The sequence below is a fragment of the Rhodococcus marinonascens NBRC 14363 genome (assembly GCF_001894885.1).
Classification (GTDB): domain Bacteria; phylum Actinomycetota; class Actinomycetes; order Mycobacteriales; family Mycobacteriaceae; genus Rhodococcus_F; species Rhodococcus_F marinonascens.
The window spans coordinates 118,467-144,700 of record NZ_BCXB01000003.1 but is presented as its reverse complement, the minus strand read 5'-3'; the positions used below and the strand labels follow the sequence as shown (position 1 = coordinate 144,700).

Annotated in this window: 23 protein-coding genes and 2 pseudogenes; 10 read left to right on the top strand and 15 right to left on the bottom strand. The window is 64.3% G+C overall.

The window, feature by feature from the left end:
- The first annotated feature begins 86 nt into the window (after positions 1–86).
- Positions 87–830, top strand: coding sequence for a peroxide stress protein YaaA (gene yaaA, locus RM2_RS04325; RefSeq protein WP_072687600.1), 744 nt, complete (start codon positions 87–89; stop codon positions 828–830).
- Positions 831–858: 28 nt separating this feature from the next.
- Here the strand turns inward: yaaA and RM2_RS04320 are convergent, their stop codons facing one another.
- The 8 genes from RM2_RS04320 to mqo all read right to left on the bottom strand — a co-directional run bounded on the left by RM2_RS04320 (position 859) and on the right by mqo (position 10,386).
- A complete protein-coding gene (locus RM2_RS04320) occupies positions 859–2,373 on the bottom strand; it encodes an MFS transporter (RefSeq protein WP_084721632.1) in 1,515 nt (504 codons plus the stop codon).
- 11 nt (positions 2,374–2,384) lie between these two features.
- Positions 2,385–3,611, bottom strand: coding sequence for a uroporphyrinogen-III C-methyltransferase (gene cobA / locus RM2_RS04315; RefSeq protein ID WP_072687599.1), 1,227 nt, complete (start codon positions 3,609–3,611; stop codon positions 2,385–2,387).
- Positions 3,612–3,658: 47 nt separating this feature from the next.
- Positions 3,659–4,039, bottom strand: coding sequence for a cobalamin biosynthesis protein (locus RM2_RS04310; protein ID WP_072687598.1), 381 nt, complete (start codon positions 4,037–4,039; stop codon positions 3,659–3,661).
- The gene (locus RM2_RS04305; RefSeq protein WP_072687597.1) at positions 4,032–5,444 is read right to left on the bottom strand and encodes a cobyrinic acid a,c-diamide synthase CobB; all 1,413 of its coding nucleotides are present in this window, start codon (positions 5,442–5,444) and stop codon (positions 4,032–4,034) included. The genes RM2_RS04310 and RM2_RS04305 overlap by 8 nt, the downstream gene beginning before the upstream one ends.
- Entirely contained in the window at positions 5,438–6,052 is a 615-nt protein-coding gene (gene cobO, locus RM2_RS04300) for a cob(I)yrinic acid a,c-diamide adenosyltransferase (protein ID WP_072687596.1), read from the bottom strand. The genes RM2_RS04305 and cobO overlap by 7 nt, the downstream gene beginning before the upstream one ends.
- A 32-nt stretch (positions 6,053–6,084) precedes the next feature.
- Positions 6,085–8,040 carry a magnesium chelatase subunit D family protein gene (locus RM2_RS04295; RefSeq protein ID WP_072687735.1) on the bottom strand — a complete coding sequence of 652 codons (1,956 nt, stop codon included), beginning with the start codon at positions 8,038–8,040 and terminating at the stop codon, positions 6,085–6,087.
- A 206-nt stretch (positions 8,041–8,246) separates the two neighbouring features.
- Positions 8,247–8,777: a GNAT family N-acetyltransferase gene (locus RM2_RS04290; RefSeq protein WP_072687595.1), complete on the bottom strand. Its 531-nt coding sequence runs from the start codon at positions 8,775–8,777 to the stop codon at positions 8,247–8,249.
- Positions 8,778–8,841: 64 nt separating this feature from the next.
- A complete protein-coding gene (mqo, locus tag RM2_RS04285; protein ID WP_072687594.1) occupies positions 8,842–10,386 on the bottom strand; it encodes a malate dehydrogenase (quinone) in 1,545 nt (514 codons plus the stop codon).
- A 121-nt stretch (positions 10,387–10,507) separates the two neighbouring features.
- Between mqo and RM2_RS04280 the strand changes: the two genes are divergently transcribed.
- The 3 genes from RM2_RS04280 to RM2_RS04270 are packed head-to-tail and all read left to right on the top strand — an operon-like array spanning position 10,508 to position 13,226.
- Positions 10,508–11,518 carry an alpha/beta hydrolase gene (locus RM2_RS04280; RefSeq protein ID WP_072687593.1) on the top strand — a complete coding sequence of 337 codons (1,011 nt, stop codon included), beginning with the start codon at positions 10,508–10,510 and terminating at the stop codon, positions 11,516–11,518.
- A complete protein-coding gene (gene mtr / locus RM2_RS04275; RefSeq protein WP_072687592.1) occupies positions 11,515–12,900 on the top strand; it encodes a mycothione reductase in 1,386 nt (461 codons plus the stop codon). Before RM2_RS04280 ends, mtr begins: the two co-directional genes overlap by 4 nt.
- The gene (locus RM2_RS04270) at positions 12,897–13,226 is read left to right on the top strand and encodes a YnfA family protein (protein ID WP_072687591.1); all 330 of its coding nucleotides are present in this window, start codon (positions 12,897–12,899) and stop codon (positions 13,224–13,226) included. Before mtr ends, RM2_RS04270 begins: the two co-directional genes overlap by 4 nt.
- A gap of 24 nt (positions 13,227–13,250) precedes the next feature.
- Here RM2_RS04270 and RM2_RS04265 read toward each other — a convergent pair whose 3' ends face one another.
- Entirely contained in the window at positions 13,251–13,817 is a 567-nt protein-coding gene (locus tag RM2_RS04265) for an alpha/beta fold hydrolase (RefSeq protein ID WP_072687590.1), read from the bottom strand.
- Between the two features lie 175 nt (positions 13,818–13,992).
- Here RM2_RS04265 and RM2_RS04260 point away from each other — a divergent pair, with 175 nt between their 5' ends.
- Positions 13,993–14,277 carry a GlsB/YeaQ/YmgE family stress response membrane protein gene (locus tag RM2_RS04260; protein WP_072687589.1) on the top strand — a complete coding sequence of 95 codons (285 nt, stop codon included), beginning with the start codon at positions 13,993–13,995 and terminating at the stop codon, positions 14,275–14,277.
- Between the two features lie 472 nt (positions 14,278–14,749).
- Here the strand turns inward: RM2_RS04260 and RM2_RS04255 are convergent, their stop codons facing one another.
- The 3 genes from RM2_RS04255 to RM2_RS04245 form a co-directional block, all read right to left on the bottom strand.
- On the bottom strand, positions 14,750–16,288 hold the full coding sequence (locus RM2_RS04255) for a cobyric acid synthase (RefSeq protein WP_072687588.1): 1,539 nt from the start codon (positions 16,286–16,288) through the stop codon (positions 14,750–14,752).
- A complete protein-coding gene (gene map, locus RM2_RS04250; protein WP_072687587.1) occupies positions 16,285–17,142 on the bottom strand; it encodes a type I methionyl aminopeptidase in 858 nt (285 codons plus the stop codon). The genes RM2_RS04255 and map overlap by 4 nt, the downstream gene beginning before the upstream one ends.
- Before the next feature lie 291 nt (positions 17,143–17,433).
- Positions 17,434–17,781, bottom strand: a complete 348-nt coding sequence (locus tag RM2_RS04245) for a hypothetical protein (RefSeq protein WP_072687586.1) — start codon at positions 17,779–17,781, stop codon at positions 17,434–17,436.
- Positions 17,782–17,852: 71 nt separating this feature from the next.
- On the opposite strand from RM2_RS04245, the gene RM2_RS04240 reads away from it, so the two are divergent.
- Positions 17,853–18,059, top strand: coding sequence for a hypothetical protein (locus tag RM2_RS04240; RefSeq protein WP_072687585.1), 207 nt, complete (start codon positions 17,853–17,855; stop codon positions 18,057–18,059).
- Between the two features lie 63 nt (positions 18,060–18,122).
- Here RM2_RS04240 and RM2_RS04235 read toward each other — a convergent pair whose 3' ends face one another.
- Complete coding sequence (locus RM2_RS04235; protein ID WP_072687584.1) at positions 18,123–18,524, bottom strand: FAD-dependent oxidoreductase; 402 nt, start codon at positions 18,522–18,524, stop codon at positions 18,123–18,125.
- A 26-nt stretch (positions 18,525–18,550) separates the two neighbouring features.
- Positions 18,551–19,086 (bottom strand): annotated as a pseudogene (locus RM2_RS25050) (helix-turn-helix domain-containing protein); the annotation flags it as partial.
- 436 nt (positions 19,087–19,522) lie between these two features.
- On the opposite strand from RM2_RS25050, the pseudogene RM2_RS04230 reads away from it, so the two are divergent.
- The 3 genes and pseudogenes from RM2_RS04230 to RM2_RS04220 all read left to right on the top strand — a co-directional run.
- Positions 19,523–19,645, top strand: a pseudogene (locus tag RM2_RS04230) (MbtH family NRPS accessory protein); the annotation flags it as partial.
- A 159-nt stretch (positions 19,646–19,804) separates the two neighbouring features.
- Entirely contained in the window at positions 19,805–22,909 is a 3,105-nt protein-coding gene (locus tag RM2_RS04225; protein WP_072687583.1) for a non-ribosomal peptide synthetase, read from the top strand.
- On the top strand, positions 22,807–23,778 hold the full coding sequence (locus tag RM2_RS04220; protein ID WP_373863285.1) for an alpha/beta fold hydrolase: 972 nt from the start codon (positions 22,807–22,809) through the stop codon (positions 23,776–23,778). Before RM2_RS04225 ends, RM2_RS04220 begins: the two co-directional genes overlap by 103 nt.
- 186 nt (positions 23,779–23,964) lie before the next feature.
- On the opposite strand, the gene RM2_RS04215 is transcribed toward RM2_RS04220, so the two are convergent.
- Entirely contained in the window at positions 23,965–25,272 is a 1,308-nt protein-coding gene (locus RM2_RS04215) for an NAD(P)/FAD-dependent oxidoreductase (protein ID WP_072687581.1), read from the bottom strand.
- Positions 25,273–25,644: 372 nt separating this feature from the next.
- Between RM2_RS04215 and RM2_RS04210 the strand changes: the two genes are divergently transcribed.
- A complete protein-coding gene (locus RM2_RS04210) occupies positions 25,645–26,211 on the top strand; it encodes a hypothetical protein (protein ID WP_072687580.1) in 567 nt (188 codons plus the stop codon).
- The last annotated feature ends 23 nt before the right edge of the window (positions 26,212–26,234 follow it).

The following is a 26,234-nucleotide window of genomic DNA, read 5'->3' as shown; positions in this document are numbered from 1 at the left end:
CGGGGTCACCCGACTCCGTCGGCACTGCCGTGAGGTCACCCGACTCCGTCGGCACTGCCTCGCAGAGCGGCGGTAGGGTTTCGTGCGTGCTGGTGTTACTCCCCCCGTCCGAAACCAAGTCCGACGGCGGAGCCGACTTGCCCCTCGACCTGGCCGAGCTGTCCATGCCGACGCTCACCGAAACCCGCGAAGCACTGGTCAACACGCTGGTCGCGCTGGCCGCTGATGTCGAGGCCTCGCAGATCGCACTTGGCCTCGGCCCCACCCAGGCCGGTGAGATCGAGCGGAACGCCAAGCTGTGGCTCTCCCCCACCCTGCCCGCACTCGACCGCTATACCGGCGTCCTGTTCGACGCCCTCGACGCGAAGTCGTTCACCAGGGCCCAGAAGTCCAAGGCGCGCTCGCGGCTGGCGATCGGTTCGGCGCTGTTCGGCGCTGTTCGCGCAAGCGATCCCATCCCCGCCTACCGACTGTCCGGGGGGTCGAAGCTTCCCTGCCTCGGTACCCTCCGGTCACTGTGGAAGCCCGAACTGAGCCGTGCGATCACCGCGGAAGCTGACGGCCTCGTCGTCGATCTACGGTCGGGTGTGTACCAGCAACTCGGTCCGGTCCCCGAGGCGGTGGTCGCGACGGTGCTCACCGAGAAGCCGGACGGCACCCGCAGCGTCGTCAGTCATTTCAACAAACATCACAAGGGCCTGCTGGCCCGCGCCCTCGCCGTTTCGCGAGCGGAACCGACGGACGTCCGCGGCGTCGCACGCGTGGCGTCGAAAGCCGGGCTGTGCATCGAGGTGGCGTCGGAGAATGAGCTGATCATCCTCACCGGCTGACCCGTCCAAGTAGGGGCGCTCACACCTGCTACGCGGACTTCCCTGCAGCCTGCGCCTGGGCGACCTGCTGCGGAGTGAAGCGGATGAACAATGCGGCCAGACCGGCGATCAGGGCGCAACCGGCGCTACCCAACAGCGCGAACGTGTACCCGTCACCGAGGGCAGCGAGTTGGACCGGGTTCATGTCGGCGACCTTCCCGGAGATGCCGCCGAGCGACAGTGTGCGCGAGGTGGCCATCGCACCGATGACCGCAAGGGCCAGGGGCCCGCCGAGAGTCTGCGCAACCTGGGCGATGGCGGCGATCGGACCGATCTCCGTCTCCGGCACACCCGCAATCGCGCACAGCGGGAGGGGAACGACAGCGAGTCCGACGCCGAAGCCGATTCCGATGACGGATGGGAACAGGTCTGCAAGGTAGGTCGCGGAGTCGTCGAGCGTGGAACCGTAGAGCAGCCCGACCACCATGATCAGGGCGCCCGTGACCACCAGCCACCGGGGTTGAACCCGCACTGCGAGCCTGGATGCCACCGCCGCCGCGGCTCCCAGTCCGAACGCGAACGGAATGAACGCCAGGCCCGCCTCCAGGGGGCTGTACCCGAGGATGTCCTGGACGAACAGCGCGACGAACGCCGCGACGGTGAACATCACCGCGCCCGCGAAGAAGATCGCCACCAGGGTCGCGACCCGATTTTTGTCGGCGAACAACGAGAACGGCAGCAACGGGTTGTCGGCCGTGCGCTCGACGTAGAGGAAGATGCCGAACAAGACCAGGCCCGCAACCAGAGAACCGAGCACGAACGGGCTGGTCCAGCCAAGTTCCGGACCTTCGGTGAGCGCGAACACCACACCGGTCGCCGCGACCGTCGCCAGGACGGCGCCCCGGACATCGAGGACCAGGCGCTCCCCTACCGTCTCCTCGAGCGCGATGACCGCGCCCATCACGATGACCGCACCGATCGGCACATTGATCAGGAAGATCAGACGCCAGGACACCTCGGTGAGAGCGCCGCCGATGATCAGGCCTGCGATCGATCCGATTCCCGTCATGGCAGCGAAGATCGCGATGGCCTGGTTACGCGCAGGACCGGCGGCGAACGTGGTTGCCACCAGCGCCAACGCTGTCGGTGATGCGACCGCTGCCCCGACGCCCTGAAGGAATCGGGCGACGACCAGCATGAACTCGCCCACGGCCAGGCCGCACAGCAGCGATGCGACAGTGAACAGAGCGACACCGCCGATGAACATCTTCTTCCGGCCGAACGCGTCGCCGAGTCGTCCGCCGAGCAACATGAGACCGCCGAATGCCAGCGCGTACGACGTGAGCACCCAGTTGCGGCCACTGTCGCTGAGGCCGAGGTCCGACTGCAGAGGTGCGAGCGCGAGGTTGGCAACGGTGCCGTCGAGAACCACCATCATCTGGAGTCCGCTCAGCACGATGATGGCCAGACCCATCACCCGGGTGGCCACGACGGGGGTCACCGGGACTTTCGGCGCAGAATCATCCGACGCAGATTCGGTTTCGGGTACTCGGGAGTCAGACACGGGGGGTCACGTTACCCAGCGTCCACAGAAAACCCGGCGACCGGTCCGATCACCACGATGGCGGGCGGACGGATCTGTTCCTCCTTGACGCGCCCGGCGACGGTCTGCAGATCGGCGCGCAGCGTGCGCTGCGTTCGCAGCGTGCCCTCCTGGATGACCGTGGCCGGGGTATCAGCGGCCCGCCCGCCCTGCATGAGAACCGCCGCGAAGGCTTCGATGCGTTCGACGGCCATCAGCAACACAATCGTGCCCTTCAACCGGGCCAGTGCGGTCCAGTCGACGAGAGAATCCGGGTGGTCGGGGGCGACGTGACCGCTGACGACGACGAACTCGTGCGTGACGCCTCGATGCGTCACCGGAATGCCGGCGGCAGAGGGCACCGAGATTGCGCTGGTGATTCCAGGAACGACGGTGACCGGCACACCCGCCGCGGCGCACGCCTCGAGCTCCTCGTACCCGCGCCCGAACACGTACGGATCGCCGCCCTTGAGTCGAACCACGAACTTTCCTGCCCTCGCGCCCTCGATGAGGGTGGCGTTGATCGCCTCCTGGGCCATCGCGCGACCGTAGGGGATCTTCGCGGCGTCGATCACCTCGACGTCCGATCCCAGTTCGGCGAGCAACTCCGGCGGGGCCAGGCGGTCGGCCACGACGACGTCCGCGCGGGCGAGTAGACGCCGGCCGCGCACCGTGATCAGGTCGGGATCCCCCGGGCCGCCGCCGACGAGCGCGACACCGGCGGACAACGCCTCGGCGGTGTCGGCGACGGCACCCGATTGCAGACCCTCCACCAGTGCGGTTCGCACCTTCGCGGACCGGCGATGATCACCACCCGCCAGGACGCCGATGCTCATGCCGTCGTAACGTGCGCTTGCCGGTGTGACGGCCGTGCCTCGGCGGGCGTTGTCGGCACGGACGCAGAAAATCCGGTACCGCTCGGCTTCGGCGACGATCGCCGCGTTGGTATCCGGCTCGTTGGTGCAGGCGATGGCATACCAGGCACCGTCGAGGTCACCGTCTCGGTACTCGCGCAGTTCCACCGTGATCTGCCCAGCCGTCGCCATCCCCTCGACCGCGGGCGTAACCGCGCGACTGATCAGATGAACGCGCGCGCCCGAGGCGATCAAGGATCCCAGCCTGCGTTGGGCCACGGTTCCGCCACCGACTACGACCACACGACGATCGGCCAAGTTGAGTCCGACCAGATAGTTGGTCTCGTCTCCGGTGGCAGCAGGCACGCGTTCTCCTCGTTTCTCTTGAAAATTCTGCAAGTGTCCTTTCGAACCTACGAAACTTTACGGGCTGCCGCGACGACGACGCCATTCTCGGACGACTTGGTCACGATCAGGGGTCCACCCCCTGCACCGAGCACGGCCGCCGCTTCCGCCACGCTCGACGATCCCGTCTCCGAGTACACCCGGTTCGACGGATTCGGAACGGTGACGGCGGCGAGTTCCCCGGCACCGAATCCCAGGACCGGAACCCCCCACACAGACGCAGCGCCGAGTACCGCGGGTTCGCTCGCCTTGCGGGCGAGGGTGCCGAAGCAACAGAGGGTCGTGTCCGAATCCAAATTCGCGGAGGTCAGCAGATGCCGGACCGCCGCGAGGAGGTCCTCGCTGCCGGCTCCGGCGCGAAAACCGATGCCGACACAGATGTCAGCCATGAGCAGAGAACGCCCGCGCCGCGGCCACGAATCGTGCGATCGCCCCCGGATGACCCGCAGGGTGGGTGTGCAGGTAGGACGCGTGCACTCCGTCTCCCACGAAACCTTCGCGGGCAGGCGCGCCGTCCCAGGGCCGCCAGCCCCAGGCAGGGGCGAACCCTGCGGCCCCGCTGTCGACGTCGGAGTCGGCGAGAGATGTGCGATGAAACTCGTGACCGACCACCCGCTCACCCACGGTGAAGAGTGACGAGTCCGTCAGCGCGACGGCCTCGCGATAGCCCAGCGTCAGGTGTGACCCGAACGACGCATCGACTCCGATCACGGAGGCCATCGCGCGGCCGTCCAGGCTGCGCGCGAGGTAGAGCAGGCCTGCGCACTCCGCGTGTATCGGCGCTCCCGCGGCCGCACGCTCTCGTATCTGCGTCAGCAGTGCGGTGTTCTCGGCAAGCGTGACGGCGTATTCCTCGGGGAATCCACCGGGAAGTACAACGCCGCGCGTGCCCACCGGCAGCTCGTCGTGCAACGGGTCGAACGTGACCACTTCTGCGCCCGCCGCGTCCAGGAGTTCGCGATGTTCGGCGTACCCGAAGGTGAAGGCCCGGCCGCCCGCCATCGCCACGACCGGACGGTCACCGGGCGCAACCGGTCCGACCTCGGCAGCGGGATCCCACGCTGCTCCGTCGACAGTCGAGGACGCGAGGGTGCTGATCGCGGAAAGGTCGAGGTGGCGCGCAGCGAGGCGAGTCATCGCGTCGACGGCGTTCACCGCGGCGGCGCCGTGTTCGGCAGCCGGGATCAGACCGAGGTGGCGGGACGGGACCGCCAGTTCGGCCATGCGCGGGACCACGCCCAGTACGGGTAGCCCGATGCGTTCGCACGCCTGCCTAAGCACCTGCTCGTGCCGGGGACTCCCGACCCGGTTGAGGATCACGCCGCCGATGCGCACCCCGGAGTCGAAGGTCGAGAAGCCGTGCAGCACGGCCGCCAGGCTCTGGCTGTGCCCGCGAGCATCGACCACCAGTACGACGGGTGCGCCGAGCAGCGCCGCTACCTGGGCTGTCGAGCCCTCGGCCGAGGGCTCGTGCGAGCCCGCGTCGATCTTCCCGTCGAACAATCCCATGACGCCCTCGACCACCGCGATGTCGCAGCCGGAACTGCCATGACGAAACAGCGGGGCGATCCGCGATGTGCCCACCATCACCGGATCGAGGTTGCGGCCGGGCCGCCGCGCGGCAAGTCCGTGATAGCCGGGGTCGATGTAGTCGGGGCCGATCTTGAACGGCGCCACCACACGGCCCGACTCCCGTAGCGCTCCGATCAACCCTGTTGCAACAGTGGTCTTTCCACTTCCCGATGCGGGTGCCGCGATGACCACCGCCGGAACCGCGTCAAGCGTAGTCACCACTCGATCCCTCGCTGGCCTTTTCGGCCTGCATCCATTGGGTGCTTGATCTTGGTCATCTCCGTCACCAGATCCGCAGCGTCGATCAGCGCCTGCGGCGCATCCCGGCCGGTGATAACCACGTGCTGGTTGCCGGGGCGGTTCCGCAGGACCTCGACTACCTCGTCGACGTCCACCCACCCCCACTTCAGCGGATACGTGAACTCGTCGAGCACATAGAACCGGTGTTCCTCGGATGCCAGCCTGCGGGCGATCTCACGCCACCCCTCGGCGGCCGCGGCGGCGTGATCTTCCTCGCTGCCGTGTTTGCGCGTCCACGACCAGCCTTCACCCATCTTGTGCCACTGCACTGCGCCGCCGACACCGGTGTCCTCGTGCAGTTGCCCGAGGGCGCGGAAGGCGGCTTCCTCTCCCACCTTCCACTTGGCGCTCTTCACGAATTGGAACACCCCGACGTCGAAGCCCTGGTTCCACGCACGCAACGCCATACCGAACGCCGCCGTCGACTTTCCTTTCCCTGCTCCGGTGTGAACTGCGAACACGGGCGCATTGCGACGCTGCCGCGTGGTGAGTCCGTCCTGCGGAACGTTCTCGGGAACACCCTTGGGCATGTCTTGCCTTCTCCTGCCGGTTCGCGTTGGGATTACGCCGCGGCTCGGACGACACCCGCGACCTGCTGGGCGGACAGTTCGCCGAGGCGGACGTATCCGCCTCGCAGCAAGCGAGCGAGTTCCGAGGCCAGTCCCAGTCGGACCATGCCCGTCTCACAGTCGACGACCACCGAGGCGACGGCGCTGTCGGCGAGAAGTCCCGCGGCCACCTTTGCACGGTGCAACGCATCTTTGCCGCCCGTCGCCCGCCCATCCGTCAGGGCGACGACGAGAGCCCGGCGCTGCGGATCGCGCAAACGTTCCCGCAACACGACCTCCCTGGCACGCAGAAAGCCTTCTGCCAGAGGAGATTTTCCACCTGTCTTCATTCCTCGCAGGCGGCGGACAGCGATATCGACGGACGAGGTGGGCGGCAGGACGAGTTCAGTCGAACGTCCCCGCACGGTGATCACGGCGACCTTGTCCCGGCGCTGGTAGGCGTCACGCAGAAGTGAGACGACGGCCCCGGTGACGGCCGAAAGCCGATCGCGCGCGGCCATCGACCCCGACGCGTCCACGACGAACACGACGAGGTTGCCCTCGCGACCCTCGCGGATCGCACCGCGCAGATCGGCAGAGTCCAGGATCATCCGACCGGCGGTTCGGCCGCGGGCAACCTGTTGGCCGGCCGCCGCGAAGAGTGTGCCCACCAGATGCAGGCCGTGGCCCTGGTCCGAGGTGGAGCGCACTGCACGGCCACGAGAGGAGCGCGCGCGGGAACGCCGGCCCGGCGCTCCTTCGCCGACTCCGGGCACCTCGAGAAGCTTGGTGGTGAACTGGGTTCCGGTCGGCCCGGCCGGACGCTCAGGTGGGGCGGGCGGCGGAGTCCCGCCTCCCGGTCCGTCCGGGTCGTCTGGGTCGTCGGGGTCGTCCGGGTCGTCGGGGTCGTCCGGGTCGGCGTCCGTGCCACCCGAACTCTCCGGTCCAGTCCCTGATTCCTGCTCTGGCGGTTGCTCGGCGCCGACCGAGGCGTCCTCGTCCGCCTGTCGGAGCGCGTCGTCGAGTTGTTCCTGGTCGAGTCCGGGTTCGTCGAAAGGGTCGCGCCGGCGACGATGTGGCAGGGCGAGTTCCGCTGCCACCCGGACATCCTCCGCCGTGACCGCTTCAGCGCCCCGCCAGGCGGCGTGAGCCGTCGCGGTCCGGGCGAGCACGAGATCGGCACGCATGCCGTCCACGTCGAACGACGCACAGACAGAGGCGATCCGACGCAACTCGATGTCGTCGAGTTCGACTGAGTCGAGCCGGTCACGGGCCACGAGGATCGTGGCCGCGAGAGCGGCATCCTGATCGGCATAGCGCTCGGCGAACCGCTCGGGGTCACGCTCGAAGTCGAGGCGTCGCCGGACCACCTCCATACGCACGTCCACATCCCGCGACGCCGCGACGTCGACAGCCAATCCGAATCGGTCGAGCAGTTGCGGCCGCAGTTCGCCCTCTTCCGGGTTCATGGTGCCGACCAGCACGAAACGGGCGGCATGCGAGTGCGAGATGCCGTCCCGCTCGACGTGAACGCGGCCCATCGCCGCCGCGTCGAGGAGCACGTCGACCAGGTGGTCGTGCAACAAGTTGACCTCGTCGACGTAGAGGACCCCCTGATGGGCCGCCGACAGGAGACCGGGTTGAAACGCGCGCTCCCCGTCGCGAAGGACCTTCTCTAGATCGAGGGAGCCGACGACGCGGTCCTCGGTGGCACCGACGGGCAATTCGATCAGCCGCGCGGGCCGCGTCCCGTCCTCGTCGGTGACTGCGGGTAACAAGGCGGTGAGTGCGCGAACCACCGTCGACTTCGCCGTGCCCTTCTCGCCTCGAACGAGGACGCCGCCGATTCCGGGATGGATCGCGCAGAGGACGAGCGCAAGTCGCAACCGTTCCTGGCCGACGACCGCACTGAACGGAAATCCCTGTGAGAAATCAGGTTGAGCTGAAAAGTCCGGTCGAGGCTGGTCCACTTCACGATCCGTGCGCACGATGCATCCCTTCACGTCCCGGTTTCCTCGCCGGAAGCTTGGCCGTTGCGAACGCCGCGGCAATCTGGCTAGGAAACCGGACAGACTGCCGCGTGGCGGCAGATCAGGGATCCATCACAGTGGCGGGACCGCGCCTGATTCGAACAGGACTTCCCCACGGACATTCATTCGCCGACCCTAGTCGGCGGTCACCGACCCGAAGACGACGGGTCTGGTTCGGCGAGCTCGCCGGCAACACGAGCGGCACCGCCGCCGGCAACACGAGCGGCACCGCCGCCGCGCCACATGGGGACGTGCGGGATCCCGTCCTCGACGAACTCTTCGCCTTCCGGCGTGAAACCGTGCTGTGCGTACATGTCTACGAGGTAGGTCTGCGCCTTGATCCGGCACGGCGCCTCCCCCACCTCGGCCAGCGCGGCGCGCAGGAGACGCGTGGCGTGCCCCTGCCCCCGGGCAGGGGCGGCGGTGCACAGCCGCCCGATGCGGAACGACGTTGAGCCGGTTTCATGTTCCTCGAGCAGGCGCAAGCTACAGACGGCCCGACCGTCCTGCTCGAGCCAGAAGTGGCGCGTTTCGACAAGCAGATCGCGGCCGTCCAGTTCCGGGTATGGGCACGCCTGCTCGACGACGAAGACCTGCACACGAAGCTCGAGCAACTGGTAGAGCGTCTTGTTGTCGAGATCGAGCGCCCACGAACGCTTCAACGCAACTGCCGTCATGACAGGCAACTATCCCACAACGCCCCGTAGCGCACGCGACCGCACGCCCGCATCGGCCAGGAATTCAGACCGCGACTGACGCATCCTCGACATGGCTGGTGTCTAGCTGCAGCACCTTCGACGTCCAGTCCCAAACCTGCGAAAACATTTCGTTGTCGTCGCTCAGCTTGACGCCCAGCGAGGGCACCATCTCCTGGAGCTTCGGCTTCCACGACTCGTACCGGGTCGGGAAGCAGCGCTGCAGCACGTCGAGCATGGCGGGCACTGCGGTCGACGCACCGGGAGACGCGCCGAGCAGTCCGGCGAGGCTTCCGTCACTTGCGTTGACCACGGCGGTGCCGAATTCGAGAACGCCACCCTTGCCCTTGGCGCGGCGGACAATTTGCACGCGCTGACCCGCGGTGATCAGTTCCCAGTCCTTGCCGAGCGCCTTCGGAACGAATTCGCGGAGGGTCTCGATCCGACCGGCCTCGGACATCGCGAGCTCGCTGATCAGGTACTTGACGAGGCCGAGTTCGGTGACGCCGACACCGAGCATGGACAGCAGATTGTTCGGCTTCACTGAGCTGGGCAGATCGGTGACACGGCCTTCTTTGAGGAACTTGGGCGACCAGCCGGCGTAGGGGCCGAACAAGAGGCCGGGCTTGTTGCCGATGACGCGGGTGTCGAGGTGCGGCACCGACATGGGCGGCGCGCCTACCGCGGCCTTGCCGTAGACCTTGGCACGGTGCTCGTCGATGAGCTCGGGGTTGGTGCAGCGCAGGAAGGCACCGCTGACGGGGAATCCGCCGAAGCCCTTCGCCTCTGCGATCCCCGACTTCTGCAGCAGGTGCAGTGCACCGCCACCGGCACCGACAAACACGAACTTCGAGCGCACGACCTTCTTGGCACCGTTACGCCGGTTGGTGATCTTCACCACCCAGCTACCGTCGGACTGCTTCGTGAGATCGGTGACCTCGTGCCCGAAGTGGACAACCCCGCCGGAGGATCCGATATAGCTGAGGAGTTGCTTGGTGAGGGCACCGAAGTCGACGTCGGTGCCGTCCTTGCTCCAGTTGAGGGCAATCGGATCGCTGAAGTCACGGCCCTTTGCCATCAACGGCAGTCGGCGGGCGAACTCGTCGGGGTCACCGATGTACTCCATCCCCGCGAACAGGGGATGACCGACGAGCGCGGCGTAGCGGGCTCGCAAGTACTTCGCGTTGGCCTCGCCGTGCACAAAGCTCACGTGCGGGACGGGGTTGATGAAATCCTTGGGCTCGGTCAGCACACCGGTCTCGACGCCGTGTGCCCAGAACTGCCGCGAAACTTGAAACTGCTCGTTCACGTTGACGGCCTTTGCCACGTCCACGCTGCCGTCGGAGTTCTGCGGGGTGTAGTTGAGCTCACACAGTGCGGAGTGGCCGGTGCCAGCGTTGTTCCACGGGTCGCTGCTCTCGGCGGCCGCTGCATCGAGCCGCTCAAATGTGGTGATCGACCAGTCGGGCTGCACCTGACGCAGGATCGCTCCCAGCGTCGCACTCATGATGCCCGCACCTACGAGCACTACATCCGTTTTCGTCTCTACCGCATTCTGATCTGACACTGGAATATCGACTTCCTTGTCCATAGCCGTACGTGAATACGCCTGCCGTGTTTGCCGATCAGGTTACCCGCGCGTAGATGCAGGAATTACCTCCCCTGATTGTGCGCCTCCACGCGCCGCCAACGCGCCTATTAGATTGTGATTTGTGACTACATGGACCGCCGACGTTCTCGGCGACGGATATCAACAGCTGACCATTCCACTCGGCACCGACCCCGACGGTGAGGGCGAGGTGAAGGCGACGTTGATCCGCTATCAACCAGCACAAGTGACGAAGAGGACCGGCCGCGCCGTACTCTATGTCCACGGATTCACCGACTATTTCTTCCAGAAGCACATGGCCGAGCACTTCGCGAAGCAGGGCTACGCGTTCTTCGCACTCGACCTGCGCAAGTGCGGTCGTTCACTCGAGCCGGGGCAGACGGCGCACTTCGTCTCCGACCTCTCCTTCTACGACGCCGAACTGAACGAGGCGCTGCGCCTGGTCCGTGACCAAACCGATGGCGGGGAGGTCCTGCTGGTCGCGCATTCGACCGGCGGCCTGGTCTTGCCGCTGTGGCTGAACCGTCTGCAGCGCAAGGGCGGCGGCCCTGCGGCCCTCGGTATCAGCGGGGTAATTCTCAACAGCCCGTGGTTCGACTTGCAGGGGCCTTCGTATATGCGGAACGTGGGCACGATGGCCGTCGGAGCACTGGGTCGGGTCAAGCAAAAGTCCGTCATCCCGAAGACCAACCTCGACACCTACGGCGTGAGTCTGCACGTCGAGGGCAACGGCATCTGGAACTACAACCTGGATTGGAAGCCGCTCGGCGGCTTCCCCGTGACGTTCGGGTGGCTGCGCGCCGTGCGACGCGGGCACGCACAGTTGCACCGCGGGCTCGACATCGGGGTCCCCGCCCTGATCCTGCGGTCGAAGGCGTCGTACTTCGCCCCGCGTTACGATCCCGCGGTCGACACGGCCGACGCCGTGCTCGATGTCCGGCAGATCGCGCGGTGGGCCGGGTGTCTCGGTGACCGCACCACGATCGTGCCCATTCCCGGCGCCCGGCACGACGTTTTCCTATCTTCCGACGAGCCTCGGGCCAAGGCGTTCACCGAGGTGGATCTATGGCTGGACTGGTTGCACGGCCACAACGCTGCGGAGGCGAACCGATGACTCATTTCGATCTGGCGATCATCGGTTCAGGTTCTGGAAACTCGCTGCCCGACGACCGGTTCGCGGATCAGAAGATCGCGATTCTGGAAGAGAGCACTTACGGCGGGACGTGCCTGAACGTGGGTTGCATCCCCACCAAGATGTTCGTGTACGCCGCCGAGGTGGCGCGTACGGTCACCGACTCCGGGAAATACGGTGTCGATGCGCAACTCGAGGGTGTGCGTTGGTCTGACATCGTCAAGCGGGTCTTCGGCCGCATCGACCCGATCTCCGCCGGCGGTGAGCGTTACCGCGCCGAGGACAGCCCGAATACGACGCTGTTCCGCGGGCACGCGACATTCGTCGGCGAACGCACCATCGACACCGGAACCGGGCAAGTCATCAGCGCCGATCAGGTGGTGATCGCGGCCGGATCGCGGCCGATCATTCCCGAGGTCGTCCAGGATTCGGGAGTGCCGTACTACACGAACGACGACATCATGCGGCTTCCCGAACTCCCTGAACACCTTGTGATCATCGGTGCGGGGTTTATCGCCGCCGAGTTCGCGCACGTGTTCTCCGCGCTCGGCACGCGGGTGTCGATCATCGCGCGTGGCCCTCACCTGCTCCGACACCTTGACGACGACGTGTCCCATCGGTTTACTGATCTGGCTGAGAAGAAATGGGACGTGCACCGCGGCCACGCCGTCTCGGCCGTGCGCCGAGGCGGTGACGGCGTCGCAGTCGAACTCGAGGACGGCACTGTCGTCTCCGGTGACGCCCTCCTCGTCGCCACCGGACGCCGATCCAATGGCGACACCCTCGGGGCAGCCGCCGGCGGGATCGCCGTCGCCGACGACGGGCGCGTGGTCGTCGACGGGTTCCACCGGACCAGTGCCGAGGGAGTCTTCGCGCTCGGAGACGTCTCGTCGGAGTATCAGCTCAAACATGTCGCCAACCACGAGGCCCGGGTGGTCCAACACAACCTCCTGCAAGATGCGTGGGCTGATGGGGCGGATTTGCGCCGGTCCGACCACCGGTTCGTTCCCGCTGCCGTGTTCACCGACCCGCAGATTGCGCACGTCGGTCTCACCGAGCGGCAGGCACGCGACGCGGGCTGGGACGTGACGGTCAAGGTGCAACCGTACGGCGACGTCGCCTACGGGTGGGCGATGGAGGACGACGAGGGACTCTGCAAGATCATCGCCGAGCGTGGCACCGGGCAATTGCTGGGCGCCCACGTGATCGGTGTGCAGGCACCCACGGTCATCCAGCCTCTGATCCAGGCGATGAGCTTCGGACTCTCGGCGCAGCAGATGGCACGGGGGCAGTACTGGATCCACCCGGCACTCCCCGAGGTGGTCGAGAACGCTCTCCTCGGCCTCGACGTGCCACTCAAGTGACGATCGCCAGGTCTGCCGCGCTGTTCGTGGTCGCGGCGCTGTTCGAGATTGGGGGTGCCTGGCTGGTCTGGCAGGGTATCCGCGAGCACCGGGGCTGGATCTGGATCGGCGCCGGTGTAGCGGCGCTAGGAGCGTACGGCTTCGTCGCGACAATGCAACCTGACGCCAACTTCGGTCGAATCCTCGCGGCCTATGGCGGAGTGTTCGTCGCGGGCTCCCTTATCTGGGGCATGGTGGCCGACGGATTCCGCCCGGATCGGTGGGACGTTTCGGGCGCCCTGATCTGCCTGCTGGGTATGGCAGTGATCATGTATGCCCCGCGCTGAGCATCGTCGTGTGCATTCCGAGGCCTACCAGGGACTGGTCCGCAGAACGATCTCGGTAGCCAACTCGGCGGGAGCGGACGCCGGAATGTTGGCGACGCCGTCGAGTTGGACCACGCGGAAATCGGAGTAGACGAAACGCCCACTCGCATCTGCTTCGGCCCGCCGGTCGGGGCTGCCCACCATTACCGTCGTGGGGAGTTCGACCGGTGGGCAGTCGGATCCGCGCACGACGCCCTCCGAGTCGGGTGCCGCAGGGTGACCTCGATCGGCCACCACCAGGCTGGCGAAACGGCCGAACTGGCGGGCCGCCAACGACCAGGCCAACCCGGCACCTTCCCTACTGCCTGCGAGGTTGACCCACCCCACCTTCAGTTCATCGAGCAGAGCCATGATCGACCGATCGTCGAGACCGGTGATGTCCTCGGGCACGATCGTGCGCAGATCCGAATTGTGGAGGCGCTCACAGACGCCGTCGTAAACCGCCGCGCTGTCGCCAGCTCCTGGCAGGAGAAGAACAGTGTGTTTGCTCAACGGTCCGTCAATCCGAACCGCGCAATTGCCTTCTGCCAGCGCCACGTGGGTCAGTTCCATGGCTAAAAACTACGCGATCGGGACTCGATGCGACGGCACGGCTTTCTGACAGGCCATCTGTTTCGTGCGCGTTCGCCAACGCATGACGAGAAATGCAGCCAGAATGACTCGAAGTGCATGTTCAGGTCACCTGAGTAGTTCTCGCTCGCCCTCTCGCGAAAGGACATACCGACTCATGCTCATCATTGGAATACTTCTCTTCGGGATACTCGTGGGAGCAGGAGCCCAGTTGATACTGGGCACGGCCGTCGCACGACTGGACTGGACTTTTGCCTTCATCGCCGGCATCACCGGATCACTGGTGGGCGGACTGCTCGCGAGCATGGTTGCAGGTGACGGAGTATCACTGCGCCCCAGCGGTATCCTTGGATCACTCATCGGGGCCGTGATCGTCACCGCAGTATGGCAACAGTACCGCCGGAGGAAGGCCGGTACAGCCGAACGTTCGCCCGAGCGCTGAAATCCCGCCCCTCTCATCCGGCCGCGATCTGCTGGGCGGAGGGGCCAGGTTCCTACCCCGACTGCGCGGCCTCGGCCGTATCGGAAGAAGTGTGAGCAAACCTCACCACCTCGATCACCCTGGCCACCACAGCAATAGAGCTATTCTCCTGATTCAGATCCATTTCTGCGCCTGATGGGTTACTATTCCGCGCCCATACGAGTACATTCCAGGGCACGCGCGCGGCCCAATGCAAAATCGACACAATGGAATTGAGAGTTAGCATGGAGAGTGTTGAAGACATCTTGAAGAAGCTATTGGAGTCCCTCGGATCTTCGGGCGGGGACGGCGGCAACATGCAATAGACCCGCACTTCACTGAAACGGGAGTCCACCAGCGAGGCTGTGGACCCCCGTTTCATCGCTCGCCGAGCGGCTGGCTACAGACCCATTGACGTCGGCTGCACCTTCGGTTCGAACCGAAGGTGCAGCTCCTAGAGCGTCAGTCCCGACCGAATCGCGGGAAGATCTTTCGGTGCGCCCTCGCTGATCAGCACTTCGAGTGCGTCGAGATCGAGGTTCTGCTCGACCAGATCCGCCAGCACGTCTAGTTGCGCGCCCCGGACGGCAGCGACATCCGTATCAGGGGCGGCCACGAATCCGGTTCTCCCCGCATGCACGGCAACATCGTCAAGCAACAGTCGGCGAAATTCGTCGGCCTCGAGCAGGCCGTGCCAGTGAGTTCCGTACACGGCGCCGCGAATGCTTCCCTCCGCCGCACCGGCCCCCGTATGCAGCAGTGGGTCATCGCCACTGCGACGCACGCGGCCGTGGTGGATCTCGTAGCCGGACACTGGTACTCCGTGGGCATCGCCGCGAACCTGCGTGAGTACCTTGTCCACCTCGAACTCCACCTCCAGGTCGAGCAGTCCGAGTCCGGCCACCGTGCCGCGGCCGGACTCGATATCGTCGACAATGACGGACCCCAGCATCTGATAGCCGCCGCAGATGCCGAACACCGGTCGCCCTCGCTTCGCGTGACCCACAATCGCATCCGCAATACCGTTGCGACGCAACCATTCCAGGTCGGCGATAGTCGCTTTGCTACCCGGTACCACAATCAGATCAGCGTCATGCAGGCGCGAAGGATCGGTAACCCAGCGCACCGACACTCCGGGCTCGCACGCGAGTGCCTCGACATCGGTCGAATTGGAGATGCGGGGCAGTCGAACGGCCGCCACGCGCAACCAGTCTTCGCCGATCGGCGGAGCGGGTCGCCCCACCGCCGCATCAGCGACGACCCCCAGTGAGTCCTCCGCATCCATCCACAGGCCGTCGGCGAAGGGAATCACACCGAGCGTCGGCCTGCCCGTCATCGCCGTCAGTTGCTCGAGCCCCGGTGTCAGCAGCGAGACCTCGCCACGGAACTTGTTGATCACGAACCCCGCGATGACGGCCTGGTCTTCCGGCTGCAGGACCGCCACTGTGCCGAACAGGTGGGCCAGCACTCCCCCGCGGTCGATGTCGCCGACAACGATTGCAGGGATCTCCGCTGCATGCGCGAGACCGAGGTTGGCCAGATCGGTTGCACGCAGATTGATCTCGGCCGGAGAACCAGCTCCCTCGCAGATCACGACGTCGAAGTCAGCGCGCAGCGCGCTCAGTTCCTCGGTCACCACCGCACGCAGATGTTCACGATGTTCGATGTAGTCGCGGGCGCCGACGGACGTCACCGCTCGCCCACGCACCACGAGTTGGGAAGTGCGGTCACTCCCCGGTTTCAGCAGAATAGGGTTGAACCGGACGCTCGGCTCGAGACCGCAGGCGGCCGCCTGGAACGCCTGTGCGCGCCCGATCTCGCCGCCGTCCAGTGTGACGACGGAGTTGTTCGACATGTTCTGGGCCTTGAACGGCGCGACCCGCACCCCTCGTCTAGCCAACATCCGACACAGCCCCGCCACGAGCACGCTCTTGCCCGCGTCCGACGTTGTACCGGCTACGAGCAAGGCCCCCTTCCACCGCTCGACACTCAAGGCAGGGTGAGGATCTCGTTGCCGGTCTCGGTGACCACGATGGTGTGCTCGAACTGAGCCGTCCACTTGCGGTCCTTGGTGACGACGGTCCAGTCGTCTTCCCAGATCTCCCACCCGATGTCGCCGAGGTTGATCATCGGTTCGATCGTGAACACCATCCCCGGTTCGATCACCGTATCCACGGAAGGCTCGTCGTAGTGGAGGATCACGAGCCCGTTGTGGAAGGTCTCGCCGATGCCGTGGCCTGTGAAATCACGCACGACGCCGTAGCCGAAACGGTTGGCATACGACTCGATGACGCGGCCTATCACGTTGAGTTCGCGACCCGGCTTGACCGCCTTGATCGCACGCATCGTCGCTTCACGGGTTCGCTCGACCAGCAGGCGGTTCTCCTCCGCGACGTCCCCCGCGAGGAACGTGGCGTTGGTGTCGCCGTGCACTCCGCCTATGTACGCGGTGACGTCGATGTTCACGACGTCCCCGTCTTCGATCACCGTCGAGTCGGGGATTCCGTGGCAAATGACCTCGTTGAGCGACGTGCAGCACGACTTGGGAAACCCCTTGTAGCCGAGCGTCGACGGGTAGGCGCCGTGATCGATCATGTACTCGTGGGCGATCCGGTCAAGTTCGTCCGTAGTGACACCGGGCGCCACAGCCTTACCCGCCTCTTGCAGCGCCCGTGCCGCGATCTTGCTCGCCACCCGCATGGCCTCGATGGTCTCCGGGGTCTGCACCCAGGGCTCGTTGCCCTCGTTCGCCGTAGGTCTCCATGCATACTCGGGACGCTCGATACTCATCGGTACGGCGAGGACGGGAGACACGGTTCCAGGGCTCAGCGCGGTGCGGACAGACATGACTACCAGGTTAGACCTGGGCACGGACCCATTGTTTCCGGACCCGCCGGGCGCGGCACAGCGTCACTTCGGTGGGTGGCGCAGAAGGCAGTCAGATACGCCGGTAGTCCTCGCGAATGCGGGAGTGATCCCATGTTCGAGTTCATCATTGGAAACGAAGGGCGTGTTCCCCGTGGATGAAGGGGGTTGTGCCGGCACAGGTGCGTGCACCAACGGAACACGCCGTGGTCCTCGCGAATGCGGGGTGATCCTTCCGGCAACACCGACAGGAAAGAGACCACTACGATGTGTTCACATGTCAATCACCCCCTGCCCGACTCCGAGATCGACGGCGACCGAGCCGAACTGGACCCGCACACCCCGCACCTCCTGGACGACGACCTGGACGTCGACCCGACGGTCCACGGACCCATGCAGCGGATCGAAATCCGCGACGGAATCCGGGTCGTGGCGTTCACCGGCACCCTGCTCGCGCACATCACCAGTGAGCGACCGGACTCGCTGCACTGGACCGAACTGAGCATCTACCGGAAAGAGGGTGGTCTGTTCATCGCCCACCGGGTGGGGGGTCTCCTGCGTCGCGCACCGAGCCGACTGCTCGGTGATCACGGGGAAGAACCTGCCCGCGGTCGCCGACATGAAGGCCGACGAATTCGCGGGTCGAAGACCGTCGGCCGTGCCCGGTCTGCCGTCCAGATATCGCGTCCGAGGTGGCCGCGGAGCCTTCCTCCGTCCGCGGGGAGACCGACCGGCACTGGGTCGGGATCTGCAACGACGCGTTCTCTCTGATCACCGCGCTGCACACCAAGCAGCAAGGGGTGCGCTCGCTGTCAGGGCTGGCCAGTGCCGCTCTCAGTCAGGCCGCCGAGCACGACGCCCATCTCTCCGCCGCCCTGAACACCGAGCTCGAGGTCTAAGTTGTGACCACGTCTGGTCCGCGCCAGGTGGTCAGCCGAGAACCGTTCCCGATGATTCGGCATTCAGCGCGCGCTTGCGGGAAAACGACCCGAGCTCGACGGTGAGCCCTGTCGTGTGCCGGTGTACTGGACCGGGTCGTGGTCGTGACCCGCGTCGACTGCCGTAATGATCTGGGCCAGGAACTCGCCTGCGAGGGGAGCATTCTTGAACTGATTGCCGCTGGTTCCGATCGCCACGTAGAACCCGTCTCGATCTGTCTTGTCGTAAATCGGCGTCCAATCCGACGCGACGTCGTAGACGCCGGCGATGCCACGTGGTTGAGACGGCTCGGTCAGATCAGGGAACCGCCGCGCACCTCGCACGATGAGGAGGCCGCTTCGGGTGTCGGACCGAGCGTAGATCCCCGCGTCCAGGTCGGCGATACACGGACCGAGCCGTACTCCGGTGTCGAATCCAGGGAGCACAGACGTGGTGAACTTCTTGACGCGGGATAGGCCAGACGGGAGAACCCGTCCACAACGGAATGCAAGTAGGCGTGTCCGGATCGCGCACCAGCGGTCTCGGCGCGGCCAGCCTTCCTGGCCAGCTCTCTGCCGCGGCCGTGTACCCGCCAGCACCTTCGTCGGGTGCCCGTCGTGCCTTCTTCGCATCGACGTGAACCATGTGTCCCGGTCAGTGTGCGACGACTCGTCGCGACGCCCGGTTGCTCTCACCGGTCGGGTCGAGCAACCCACCCCGTTCAATCCCACATGGGCCAGGTATCGGCAGATTGTGCGTACCAAGACTCTCACCGACCAGTTCCAGGGCGATCCTGCGGGCCAACCACTTCTTCTCTCGACGGCAACCACTCGATCGGGTCCACGACCTCGGCTGGTGTGGCCGTCGGCTGGTGGCGCGGCACACTCGGTCGGTCGAGCAGACCCACTCGCCGAAGTCACGGTAGCGGCCTACCCACTTGTCGGCGCAGGCACGAAAGATGCCTATTTCGGCGGCGATATGAGGGGGACGAGACCGGCAACGCTGCACGAGTCGTCGACGGCACTCGCCGACGGGAGACCCGTCCCCTTCGTTGAGCCCATCCCTCGTCCGGTGTCTACAACATCACGACCGGCAACCGATCCGTCCATCTCCCGACCTCCATCGACAACATTCAAGCGCGGGTAAAGTTAACGTCAACTCTTGCCACTCCAAACTAAACTCGTTGCGGCGGTTGACAAGTCGATACGCTTCCACCATGATCACTGGCGTGTTCCACGTTGGGAATTATCAGCCCCGCCTGAGAATCTTCGCTGCGTACGGTCGAGTGACCTCACCACACTCGGTGACGGCCACACCCGACGGGACCCAGCAAGACAGGCGAGATGGGACAGCCATCGGCGATCTGTAGAAACAGGGTCGAGTCCAAAGCCCATCGAGAACCGACCATCAACATGCCGGGCGATCAACGCGTGAGTGTTGCGCGATGACGACACGTTGGTGCAACGGTGATTTGGACCGAGACGACAACCCGTTTGACGATGACAACAGTCAATTCTACGTTCTGGTGAATACCGAAGACCAGCGTTCCCTCTGGCCTTCGTTCGCCCGAAGAGCTTGCGTGATGCACTGATCGGCCACCGGTAGAGGGCGCAACCGTCACCCGGTGAGGCGCGCCGAAGAATTCACTCGAGAAGATTTCTTGCCCGATACCGAGGGACTAGCTGACTTACCCTTCTGGCCAGCTTTACAGAATCAGGATTACTCAATGTCAGAGACCGTCGGCTTCCGCACTCTTCCGCTCACGAGCGGTCAGGTTGAAATCTCATTTTCCGAAATTCTTGATCCGAAGTCGTCGACATTCAATATCGGAGAATATTTGGAAATACGGTCGTGTGTGGATCGAGATGCACTCAGCGCGGCACTACGTGTCATTATCACAGAGTCTGAAGCCCTACGGTCCAGTTTTCGTGTCGGTATGAATTCGATCGAGCAGATCATCTACGATACGCGGGAGTTCGATATCGAGACCGTCGACGTATCCGAGGAGGTCGATCCAGTTCAGTCCGCCGAGGATTGGATGTCACGTAAGCTGAATGAACAAAGTCTTCTAGCCCACAAATTCGCCACAAACTGCGCCCTCATAACGATAAGTCGCGACCGCTCGCTACTGTTCATCTTTTGCCACCACATCGCATTGGACGGATACGGTGCGTCACTGATTTGTTCGAGAATAGCCGAGCTGTACGGGTCGATCACGGAGTCCGTGTCTCGGCCGCCCGGGTGGTTCGTCCCTCTCGACCGGATGCTGGAGATAGATTCCGAGTACCAACGCTCCGAAGAATTCTCCATGGATCAAAAATACTGGGAGAACCGGGTACGTAGCCTTCCTGCACCCGTGACCCTGTCTGGGCAGTGGCCCACCTTGGCCAAGAAGGTAGTACGTAGGCGTACAGAATTTTCCAGTTCCGTATCCTCAGCCGTTCACGATGTGAGCAGCAGACTGGATTTCTCTCTCACCTCTACTCTGATAGCTTTTGGATATCTGTTCGGTCAGCGAATGTCCGGTAGTGCCACACTTCCTTTCGGGCTTCCGGTGACAGGTCGGCCGTACCCCGATTCTCTCTGCGCTCCAACAACGGTCTCCAATATGATCCCGATCGCTGTTGAAGGCGATAATTTCGGCCGCTTCGGGGATGTGGTATCCGCCATCTCGGACGCGTTGAGGTCCGCCCTGCCGCACCAGAGGTTTCGGATGGAGTGGATGAGAATCGGTAGGGGAGCAAACCATTCCACTCCGCTTTTCGGCTTGTCTCTGAACGTCATGAAATTCAACTCGAACTTGAAAATCGGCCGAGTCGATGCCTCCTACCATCTGGTTCGCACCGGTCCGGTGCGCGATATCTCCATAATTTTCATTTACGGTGGTCGTGACCAGGCCATCGGTGTCGAGATCGAAGCAGACGCCGAACGCTATACCGGCTCGGATATCGACAAATTACTCGAGCGCCTCGAGGCCTTGGTGCACGAGGTGTCCGTGGGCGGAATCGATCGGCTCGGGTCCCTCGACCTCCTCGACGACCAGGAACGCCGCAACATCCTCGAGGTGTGGAACAACACCACCACCGCCGCCGACACCGCGGCCAAGGTACCGGGATCCACCGTGCCCACCCTGTTCGAACACCAGGTACGACAATCCCCGGACCGGATCGCCGTCACCTGCGGCAACGGGCAGTGGACGTATACGCAACTGAACACCGCAGCGAACCGGTGGGCATGGCGACTGATCCGGGCCGGGATCGGCCCCGAATCCATCGTCGCGGTCGCACTCCCCCGCTCCACCGACCTGATCATCGCACTCCTCGCCGTCCTCAAAACCGGTGCCGCCTACCTCCCCCTCGACCCGCACTACCCCAGCGAACGCACCACCTTCATCCTCACCGACGCCCACCCCGAACTCCTGATCACCGACACCACCACCGCCACCGGACTCCCCCCCACACCCCTGACCCACATGCTCACCGACACAGATGAACCCGGTGCCGCTGATACCGATGAACCCGGTGTCGCACCCGGGAACCCCACCGACGCCGACCGCACCACACCACTACACCCGGCCAACCTCGCCTACCTCATCTACACCTCCGGATCCACCGGAACCCCCAAAGGCGCCGCGATCAGCCACCGTGCGATAGCGAACCGACTGCACTCGATGCAGCGTTCCTACCCACTGACCAGCGGCGACTCCGTGCTACAGAAGACCTCGATCTCGTTCGATGTGTCGGTCCGGGAGCTCTTCTGGCCACTACAGGTCGGCGCCCGACTGGTGATGGCACCCCCCGATGCCGACCAAGACCCGGCCCAGATTCTCCGAGTAATTCGAGAAGAGGACGTGACGGCGGTCCACTTCGTGCCCTCCGTACTCGACGCGGTGGTGAACCACCCAGACTTCGCGTTGTGCACCTCGCTGCGGCACCTCTTCGCGGGTGGGGAAGCCCTCTCGAACGGTCTCGCCCAGCACTGCCGCACCGCGCTCCCCTCAGCGCAACTACACAACCTGTACGGCCCCACCGAAACCGCGGTGGATGTGACATTCCACAGGGTTTCCGCGGCTGACACGGCGAGTGTGCCGATCGGGACACCAGTGGCGAATGTGCAGGTCTACGTCCTCGATACCGGACTGCACCCCGTCCCGGTCGGGGTTGTAGGCGAGTTGTACATTGCCGGTGCCCAACTCGGGCGCGGCTACACCCGACAGCCCGCACTGACCTCGGGACGATTCCTGGCCAACCCGTTCGACACCGGCGGCACACGCATGTACCGCACCGGCGACCTGGTGCGCTGGAGCACACACGGTGTCCTCGAGTTCATCGGCCGAGCAGATCAACAGGTCAAGATCCGCGGATTCCGGGTCGAACCCGGCGAAGTCGAAGCGGCCCTGACCTCCCACCCCGCCGTCACCCACGCAGTGGTCATCGCCCGCCCCACCAACCCGGACCCCGGCCACGAACCCACCACAGCCGACACCCAACTCGTCGGATACATCGTCCTCGACCAGCAGGGCCAGGACCAGGACCAGGTATCCGACCTCGTTTCCCACCTCCGGGCGTATGTCGGCGACAAACTCCCCGACTTCATGGTGCCCGCCGCGATCGTGGTCCTGGACGCACTCCCGTTGACCGCCAACGGCAAACTCGACCGCAAAGCCCTACCCGCCCCCGACTTCGACACCGGCCACTACCGGGCCCCCGCACCGGTGAGGAACACACCCTGGCCGCACTGTTCAGCGAAATACTCGGAATCCCCCGGGTCGGGATCGACGACTCCTTCTTCGACCTCGGCGGCCATTCCCTCCTCGCGACCCGCTTCGTGAGCCGGGCCCGCACCGAACTCGGCATCGAACTCCCCATCCGGGCACTGTTCGACACACCCACCATCGCCGAACTGAGCCCCCTGCTACACCGCGACTTCACGATCGAATCAACGAACCCCCTGGCCCCACTCCTCACCATTAGTCCCTCCGGTTCGAGGCCGCCCCTTTTCTGCATCCATCCAGGTGCAGGGTCTGCCTGGAGCTATCTGGCTCTGGCGCAGCACCTTCCGGACCAACCGATCTACGGTCTCCAAGCCCACGGCCTCGACGGCACTGCACCACTCGCACGCTCGATACCGGAAATGGTGAACGACTACGTCGACGAAGTGGTTGCCCTCTCACCTAGTGGCCCAATCGAACTGCTCGGCTTGTCGTTTGGTGGTGTCGTCGCGCACGCCATGGCAGTCGAGCTTGATCGGCGGGGGCGATCAGTGACTCAGCTTGTCCTGATGGATAGCGCACCAAGCATTCCTGCCAACCACGAGCCAACTAGGCAAGTCATGACAGACGAGGCCGCAATTCAGAAGGATTTTCGCGCGGCCGCAGAAGTCAGATACGGCGATATCACGAATTCTCCAGAATTCTCAGCCCTCGAGGACTCGCTCCTCGAAATTTTTGTCAACAACGCAAGACTCCGACGGGACTACCAGTCCCCCATTTACGTAGGAGATCTGCTGATAGTTCGTGCTGATACCACTCACGACGGAAAGCCAAGTGAACCACTAGGCCCTCAGTGGGCAGAGTTCGTGGAAGGAAGCATCACCGAGCGAACGGTGGCCGCAACGCACGACACCATGGACTCCCCCGAGATCATGAAGCAGGTCCGCAACATCCTCGAGGAGTTCACCGAAGCCAAGTCCTCTTCCTGACATCCGACAAGCCGCGGGCGTAGTCGTTCCCCGAAGTAGATCTGTAGCTCGCCCTGACTCACGGCCACAACGCCGTGGAGCCGAACCGATGAACCATTTCAATCTGGCAATCATCGGTTCGGATTCTGGAAACTCATTGACATCTATCGAACCGCCCAGCGGCGATTCAGGTTGTGCGCAAGATGGTCAGCCGAGAACAGTTCCCGAAGATTCGGCATTCAGCGCGCGCTTCCGGGAAAACGACCCGAGGTCGACGGTAAGCCCTGTCGTGCGCCCGATGTACTGGACCGGGTCGTGGTCGTGGTCGTGACCCGCCTCGACTTCCGTAATGATCTGGGCCAGGAACTCGCCTGCGAGGGGAGCATTCTTGAACTGATTGCCGCTGGTTCCGATCGCCACGTAGAACCCGTCTCGATCTGTCTTGTCGTAAATCGGCGTCCAATCCGACGCCACGTCATAGACGCCGGCGATGCCACTTGGTTGAGACGGCACGGTCAGATCGGGGAACCGTCGCGCAGCTCGCATCACTTGGGATTCGAAGCGGTCCGCGGTTCTACTGAGATTGACGGTATCGGGATCGTCGATCCATTCGAGGGCGTCACAGTCGGGTTCGGTTCCGCCGATGAGGAAGCCGCCCCCGGTTTCGGGTCGTGTGTAGATTCCCAAGTCCATATCGGCGATGCTCGGGCCGAGCTGTCCTCCGGCGTTGAATCCGGGGGGCGCACTGACATGGTGGACTTCTTGACGCATAGGGGCGACGGATACTGTGAAGTCGGCTCCGACGCCGGCAATCTTGTTCAGTGCCCCAGACCAGGGTCCGGCGGCGTTGACTACGACCGGTGTGTCGATGGTGGTGCCGTCGCCTAGACGTAGGTGCCACAGTCCGTCGGTGGTCTGCTCGATCTGGACAATGGCTGCCCGGTACCTGAAGGTGGCTCCGTGAGCAGCGGCTGCTTGCGCGAGATTGGCGGCCGCGAGCCGGGGGTCGTTGACGAATCCGGCGTCGGGGGTGAAGAGGGCACCCAGCGTGGAAGTGGCATCATCGAAGAATTCGTCGGAGTGGACCGGTTTGGGTGGGAAGTAGCGGCCAGGGTCGATTCCGGGTACGCGTTGGACCAGCTCAGCGGTGTCCCATTCCTCGTAGGGGATGTTGACACCCTTGAACAGCTTGATGGTGCGGTCTCGGGGAGCTATGTCGGCATCGAGAAAAACCATTCCGGTCCTGTGAAACTGGGCGACCGCGACATCCTGATCCAAACCTAGGTAGCTTCGCCAATTGGTCCAGCATTGACCTGATTCCCAAGCGGTCACAACTCCGTCGAGAGTGGAGTAATTGTATCGGATGATGGCGCTCGACGCGCTGGTCGATCCATAGCCGGGGCCGCCGGCTTTGTCGACTACCAGGACGTCGTTTCCCCGTTTTGCCAGTTGCAAAGCGATCGAACTGCCGATTACACCGGCGCCGACAACTACTGCGTCAGGATGACCATTCATGTATTTCAACGCCCTTCTCGAAGGCCGGATTGCGTCGATTTTCCTCGCAGACTCTGAAGGGAGACCGCGCGACGGCGCTGTACCAGTCTGCCTCCATCGAACTGACCGGCACGCGGTAATCACTGAGGCATACTAAATGCTCGCCAGCATACGTAAGGCCGAGCCGGAGGGTTGACCACAGCGGTCCGCACCATCTTCAGCCAGCCCACCAGTCCGATGGTGCGCGATCAGCATGGTCGCCGACACCACGGAACCACGCGCCCGACGATTTACACCACTCCACGGGCCCCAATCCTCATTCCCTCGGAAAGTTCTCCTGCCGGGCAGGAAACGCCGCGCGGCCAACCGCACAACTGGTCTAGAGTCGAAGCGATGTTCGAGGATTACCTGGCCAAGATCGGTGACCGCACTGCGGTATACGAAGCAGCGCGTGAGCTCGCCGGTGGTCGCGTCGCACTGTATCCGGGCTCGTTCCTCGACGCGACTCCACTCAACGTGTGGGCCGAGGTGACTTTCGTCGACAAGGACAAAAACTACGTAAAACGGGTGCGGAACCTCGACCACACGCCACCGGGCGCGAGGTTCCTCATTACCGACTACCAGGAGCCGATTTCCGAGGTCGACGACGATTCTGCTGACGTACTCATCTCATTGTTTGCAGGACCGATATCGCATTTCTGCACCCGCTACCTAAAGGTGGGTGGGTACCTCTTGGCGAACAATTCACACGGTGATGCATCGATTGCGATGCTCGATCCCCGCTACCGATTGATCGCCGTCCAAACCGCAACTGCCCACTCGTTTCGTACCAGCGATCTCACGGACTTTCAGGTAGCGAAACGCCCAACCGACCACAGATTCGAAGAGATCCTCACCAGCCAACGCGGAGTGGCATTCAAGCGTTCGGCACAGTACTACCTGTTTCGACGCGAGGCATAGACAACTCACCGAGCCGCTCACCC